7 protein-coding genes and 2 pseudogenes are annotated in these 5,794 nt (G+C 35.7%); 3 read left to right on the top strand and 6 right to left on the bottom strand.

Annotation, left to right across the window (positions count from 1 at the left end):
* Positions 1-93: 93 nt before the first annotated feature.
* Positions 94-237, bottom strand: coding sequence for a hypothetical protein (locus ARSQ2_RS08990; RefSeq protein WP_181995089.1), 144 nt, complete (start codon positions 235-237; stop codon positions 94-96).
* Positions 238-322: 85 nt separating this feature from the next.
* Between ARSQ2_RS08990 and ARSQ2_RS13080 the strand changes: the two genes are divergently transcribed.
* Genes ARSQ2_RS13080 through miaE (ARSQ2_RS14330) form a run of 3 tightly spaced genes read left to right on the top strand, consistent with a single transcriptional unit; the run spans position 323 to position 920 of the window.
* Positions 323-493, top strand: a complete 171-nt coding sequence (locus ARSQ2_RS13080) for a hypothetical protein (RefSeq protein ID WP_338078278.1) — start codon at positions 323-325, stop codon at positions 491-493.
* Between the two features lie 50 nt (positions 494-543).
* Positions 544-795, top strand: a complete 252-nt coding sequence (gene miaE / locus ARSQ2_RS13075) for a tRNA isopentenyl-2-thiomethyl-A-37 hydroxylase MiaE (RefSeq protein WP_420837764.1) — start codon at positions 544-546, stop codon at positions 793-795.
* Positions 738-920 (top strand): tRNA isopentenyl-2-thiomethyl-A-37 hydroxylase MiaE, encoded by a 183-nt coding sequence (gene miaE, locus ARSQ2_RS14330; RefSeq protein ID WP_338078279.1) that lies wholly within the window; start codon positions 738-740, stop codon positions 918-920. Before miaE (ARSQ2_RS13075) ends, miaE (ARSQ2_RS14330) begins: the two co-directional genes overlap by 58 nt.
* Before the next feature lie 117 nt (positions 921-1,037).
* Here the strand turns inward: miaE (ARSQ2_RS14330) and rpoS are convergent.
* The 5 genes and pseudogenes from rpoS to ARSQ2_RS08960 form a co-directional block, all read right to left on the bottom strand.
* Positions 1,038-1,973 (bottom strand): annotated as a pseudogene (gene rpoS / locus ARSQ2_RS08980) (RNA polymerase sigma factor RpoS).
* Between the two features lie 54 nt (positions 1,974-2,027).
* Positions 2,028-3,092, bottom strand: coding sequence for a murein hydrolase activator NlpD (gene nlpD, locus ARSQ2_RS08975; protein WP_181995088.1), 1,065 nt, complete (start codon positions 3,090-3,092; stop codon positions 2,028-2,030).
* 155 nt (positions 3,093-3,247) lie between these two features.
* A pseudogene (locus ARSQ2_RS08970) lies at positions 3,248-3,828 on the bottom strand (protein-L-isoaspartate(D-aspartate) O-methyltransferase).
* Positions 3,822-4,583, bottom strand: a complete 762-nt coding sequence (surE, locus tag ARSQ2_RS08965; RefSeq protein ID WP_181995087.1) for a 5'/3'-nucleotidase SurE — start codon at positions 4,581-4,583, stop codon at positions 3,822-3,824. Before surE ends, ARSQ2_RS08970 begins: the two are co-directional and overlap by 7 nt.
* A gap of 809 nt (positions 4,584-5,392) precedes the next feature.
* Positions 5,393-5,680: a hypothetical protein gene (locus ARSQ2_RS08960; protein ID WP_181995086.1), complete on the bottom strand. Its 288-nt coding sequence runs from the start codon at positions 5,678-5,680 to the stop codon at positions 5,393-5,395.
* Positions 5,681-5,794 lie beyond the last annotated feature (114 nt).

The following is a 5,794-nucleotide window of genomic DNA, read 5'->3' as shown; positions in this document are numbered from 1 at the left end:
GCGACTTTAAAATGATTACAAGTAATTACTCTATATCAGTAAATTTATATTGGAAAAAAACATATATTTTGTAATCAAAATTAAGACGCTTAGCTATATCACTTTACGTCTAAAATCAATTGAATAGCTGATATAAATAATGCCATCAAAATTAAGTCGCTTAGCTATATTATCCAAAATTACTTGATTTAATTCACCATTTTTAGCCTGCAAAACACCGCAAGCGTGGCTAGACAAAGCTAGTCAACCAGAAAACTTAGCGATTATTTTATGCGATCACCTGTTGTGTGAACTAAAAGCCGCGCAAAGTGCTATCCTACTGTTGCGAAAATATGCCGTTGATGAAAAGAGCAGTGATACACTCTTAGAATGGTTACAACCTTTCGACGATTTTGCTTATAAGAAAATTGGCAATATTGATACCCTTAAAGGAAAAAATCAGTTATCCAAATCGATCCGAGGAAAGAAAAAACAAGCTATAGCCAATATCTAATTGATAAAATCCTCTTATTAATTAAAGAGGAACTCCACCATTTTTATCAAGTGCTGGAAATCATGACGGAAAGAGATATCAAACTATCAGTGCCGGTCATTATGCTAAGGGTTTATTTAGTCATGTTAGCCATCATGAACCGAACACCATTAATTGATAAACTGATCATTGGCGCTTATATCGAAGCGCGCTCTTGCAAGCGTTTTGCTAAACTCGCGCCTCATCTTGAAACATCCTTAGCTAAATTCTATATTTCACTACTCAGATCAGAATCTCGCCACTATCATATCAAGATTATTTAGTTTTAGCACAAGCTATTTCTAGCGAAAATATTCAGCAGTGGATCGAATATTTTGCTAGCATCGAGGCTGAATTGATCGAAAGGCCGGATAGCGGTTTTAAATTTCATAGTGGCGTTCCCCCCTGATATCAAAAAAAAGGTGGGTTTTCCTCCCACCTTATTAATATTAACGATATTGCAAAGATATTAGGTCTTAAATAAAGATTTCATACTAAGACATTGATTATGAAAAACATCTTTTAATCAGCGCAAACCTTCAACCTGTATCTGACGAACACGTTCTCTAGTAAGACCAATCTCTGGCCCTACCTCTTCTAACGTTTCCGATTCATAACCTAATAAACCAAAGCGGCGTGCTAATACTTCACGCTGTTTTGCATTAAGTTCAAACAGCCATTTAACAATACTTTCTTTCATATTGTTAGCTTGGATAGTTCCTTCTCGCCCTGAATCGTTATCATCAGATAACACATCAAGTAACGCTTTATCTGAATCACCACCGATTGGTGTATCAACAGAAGAGATCCGCTCATTTAGCGGCAACATCCGGCTAACATCATCGACCGGTTTGTCTAAGCGTTCTGCAATTTCTTCGGCGGCTTGGCTCATGATCAAGTTTTTGAGTCAATTCTCTTGCAATACGCAAATAAACATTTAACTCTTTAACGATATGAATCGGTAAGCGGATAGTACGCGTCTGATTCATAATTGCTCGTTCAATAGTTTGGCGGATCCACCATGTTGCATAAGTTGAAAAACGAAAACCCTTTTCCGCATCAAATTTTTCAACCGCCCGAATTAATTCAAGATTGCCTTCTTCTATCAGATCCAGTAGGGCAAGAGCACGATTACTATAGCGACAACAAACTTTTACAACCAAACGTAAATTACTTTCAATCATACGCTGACGTGATGCTGCATTACCACGTAAAGCGCGCCTCGCATAAAATACTTCTTCTTCCGCTGTCAGGAGAGGTGAATATCCAATCTCACCAAGATAAAGCTGAGTTGCATCTAGAACACGTTGATTAATATTCTGAAATATATCTGAATTATTATCTTGCTTTAAATTTAAGTCCCCTGCTTTTAGCAAGCTTTCATCGAAAGCTTCCGCATCCATGCTACTTTTGTCTAAATCGTCATATATAACTCGTTAACTTTTAGCGAATTTTGCCTTATAAGTCACTCTTACCCTTGATAATGCGGACAGCATTGACAAGCAATCTGTCCAAGTTATCGTTGCGAAAGATAAGGCAACGGGTTTACTGATTTTCCCTTGTAACGAATTTCAAAATGTAATCTTACTGAGCTTGTACCAGTGCTACCCATAGTGCCAATCTTTTGCCCTGCCTGAACCTCCTGTTGATCACGAACTAATATAGTATCATTGTGAGCATAGGCACTCAGATAGTCATCGTTATGTTTTATTATTATAAGATTTCCATATCCACGTAATGCATTTCCAGAATAAACCACTTTTCCTGCTGTAGTTGCAAAAATAGGTTGACCGCGCGATCCGGCAATATCAACACCTTTATTTTCGCTCTTAACATCAGAGAAAGATTCAATCACTTTCACTTCGGCCGGCCAGCGCCACTTACCTACTGTATTGACTACGCTGTTACTATTTAAGCCCGAAGATGCTGTTGTTGCAGGCGGCATAGAAGGTGTTAGTGGCTTGGACGCTCTCGGTAACATCTTTCCTGAATTTTGCTCACTAACACATGAAGCATACGCATTAGTTGACTGAGAATCAACATTTGTATTGTTAGTATTCGGAGTACGATTAGCAACTACCATTTCTGAGTCGGTAGAACTACTACCAATATTAAGTACTTGCCCAATATTTAAACTATAAGGTTCTGCAATTTTATTACGTTGCGCTAGATCACGATAATCATTGCCTGTTATCCAAGCAATATAAAACAGCGTATCACCTCGTTTAACAGTATAAGTCTTACCACTATAGCTTCCTTTTTGGATATTATCATAATTTCGGTTATAAATTATTCGGCCATTGTTGCTAGTCTTAGGTGCTGGTATCACTGACTGATATACCGGCTTTTTTATACTATTATTTTGATTACTAGCAGAAATATTTTTAGGAGAAGAGGGTATTGGCGTATTTTTTGATGATGTATTGACAGCAGGATAAGTATCAATTGGGTGGCTACTATCTTGGACACTACTAATTGGCGCTGCTAGATCATATGGTGTCGAGCACCCTATTAACATTGTGCCTGTTATTATACAGATAGTTGCCCATCGAATCGTAAATTTTGGGCTGTTAAATTTCATACTTCTTCTCCCGTGAAGATAAATCTTGAATAAAAATCGGATAATGTAAGTCACGATCGACAATTTATCGCAATAGCTAAATAATAAATTATTATGCTTATTAAAGCAGAGATTAATAAAACCTTAAATTATCTATCGCTAAAATATTACCTATTTCATGCCAAACTTCCAGGAATTAAAGGAACAAATCGCACTGACTCTACCGTTGTAGCATGAAAATCATTACCCTCACGTTTAATGACTTTTAATATCTGTTTTTTCTTACCGACAGGTAAGACCATGCGGCCACCATCTTTCAATTGTTGAAGCAAAACGAGTGGGAGTTCTGCCGGCGTCGCAGTGACAATGATTCCATCAAAAGGCCCCTTTGAAGACCATCCCATCCAGCCATCTCCATGACGGGTTGAAATATTATGGAGATCAAGTTGTTTTAATCTACGTTTAGCATTCCATTGTAGCCCCTTGATCCGTTCTACCGAAAAACCCGCGCGACAAGATGAGCTAAAATGGCTGTTTGATAACCCGACCCTGTGCCTATCTCTAAAACATGATCCGAAGGAGAAAGCCTAAGTAATTCTGTCATCCGAGAAACAATATAAAGTTGCGAAATAGTCTGAGAAAAACCTATAGGTAAACGCTCACGAGGAACTTTTGCAATAGCTCCTAATAGACCTTCATCTTTAATGTCTTGATGGCGTAGTTGTGTCAATAAATCTCTCATTGACCGTTTTAGCATTCCTCACTTGCTTCTGCTTTTAATAAGCAATCTTTAACAACTTGCTGATCTTTATAAGCGGTTAAATCCACTTGTAATGGCGTAATAGAAACATAACCGGCCGCTACTGCAGCAAAATCAGTATCTGGACCCGCATCAGATATTCCTCCAACTGGCCCTAACCAATAGACCGTATCGCCCCTTGGATCTTTAGATGGATCAACTTGTTGAGGTGCATGACGACTACCACAGCGTGTCACTTTGTAACCTTTAATTTCCGATAAAGGAATATCAGGAACATTAATATTAAGAATATTACCCGCTTTTAATGGCGTTTTCTGTAATAATTTTAATAAATGACAAGTTACTTCTGCTGCTGTTTGGAAGTGTGTTTCACCATTCAATGAAACCGCAAGTGCGGGTAAACCAAGATGACGTCCTTCTGTCGCCGCTGCAACGGTACCTGAATAAATAACATCGTCACCCAGGTTGGGGCCATGATTAATACCCGAAACGACGATTTCAGGAGAGGGTTGAATAAGCTGATTAACGCCTAAATAAACACAATCCGTTGGCGTTCCCTGTACTGAGATATCGCCATTGGCTAACTTAGCTATTCGTAATGGTTTATGAAGTGTTAATGCGTTTGATGCCCCACTTCGGTTTCTATCAGGTGCAACAACCTGAATGAAATAATGTTTACGTAATGCAGTAGCAAGCGTTTGGATGCCAGTTGCTGTTACACCATCATCATTACTTAGCAATATCCTTAGCATTATTGTATCTCGTTGATTTATATTGAACGTTATATTAAGAACTAGGCTATTTTATCCAACTTTTATCATCTATGATAAAAAAGATTATGGGTTGAAAATAGCGTCAATAATAGATTACAGCAAGAATATCATTAAGTAACAATAAAACACATCAAATTACGATAGAAAAATGAAGTTCTAATATTAGTAGATGTGAATGTAATAAAATAACAATATGATTTTGTGTTTTTTAACAACTACCTGAAAATAATAAAATATCTAATTACAATTATCATTTTTAAATAACATAAATAAGATACGCCAAAATAATATCCAGTGAAAATACTATCTTAATCAAATATCTAACTAGCAATACATCAATCAATAAAAAAATTTCTAATAAATATTAAAAATGTATAAAGAGTTGTTGACTAAATACTATCAACACTACCAGTCAATAACGAAAGAAATAAACAAGTTAACTTTTATAACAACAGAAATACACTCAAATGTATTAACCGCTAATTTTTGTGGGAATTTGTCAGTTGAATTTTAATATTTTTACTTAATCTTAAAATCAATAGGAAAATTTTGTGCTATTTTCAGCCCTTTATTTTGGCGCAGTTAACAACAGCATTTATCAATTAAAAAAAACAATCGGTTACATCTGACGGATAATAGCAAAATAAAAATTTTGCCTTAATGGCGATTATTACAAAAGAATAGTTAATACCTTTTAAAATAAACTGAAAAAATAATTGTTAAATTTTAAATATTATTATATTTATATAATAATATTTATCATCAACAACATTATTTTTAACCGAATACTATTCAAAAATATCAATAATATTTTCAGTAGATTGATTAATTAATTCTCGTATCACACTGCTGGCAAAACTACTCTTAGGTAATGAAAAAGACAATTTCAAGGTTTTCTGCTCTAACCATTTCCAATGCATATTACTGGGAACAACAATGATCGCTCGTCGAACCAACTTTGTTCGTTCAGCTTCCAGCAGCGGCAATAAAACAGAAAAATGAGTTAAGCACTGGTGTTCAAACAGTTTATAGCTAAGCGTCTTCATTTTGATTATAAAACATATGTTTTTCTCCAATATAAATTTACTGATATAGAGTAATTACTTGTAATCATTTTAAAGTCGCCCAGCTATAGCTTTTGATTGAGTTCCTAATTCTTTTTCGCCATATAGCGGAGCGGTAATTTGAAT

Source organism: Arsenophonus endosymbiont of Bemisia tabaci Q2, from assembly GCF_902713415.1.
Taxonomy (GTDB): Bacteria; Pseudomonadota; Gammaproteobacteria; order Enterobacterales; family Enterobacteriaceae; genus Arsenophonus.
This window is presented reverse-complemented; position numbering and strand designations above follow the sequence as displayed.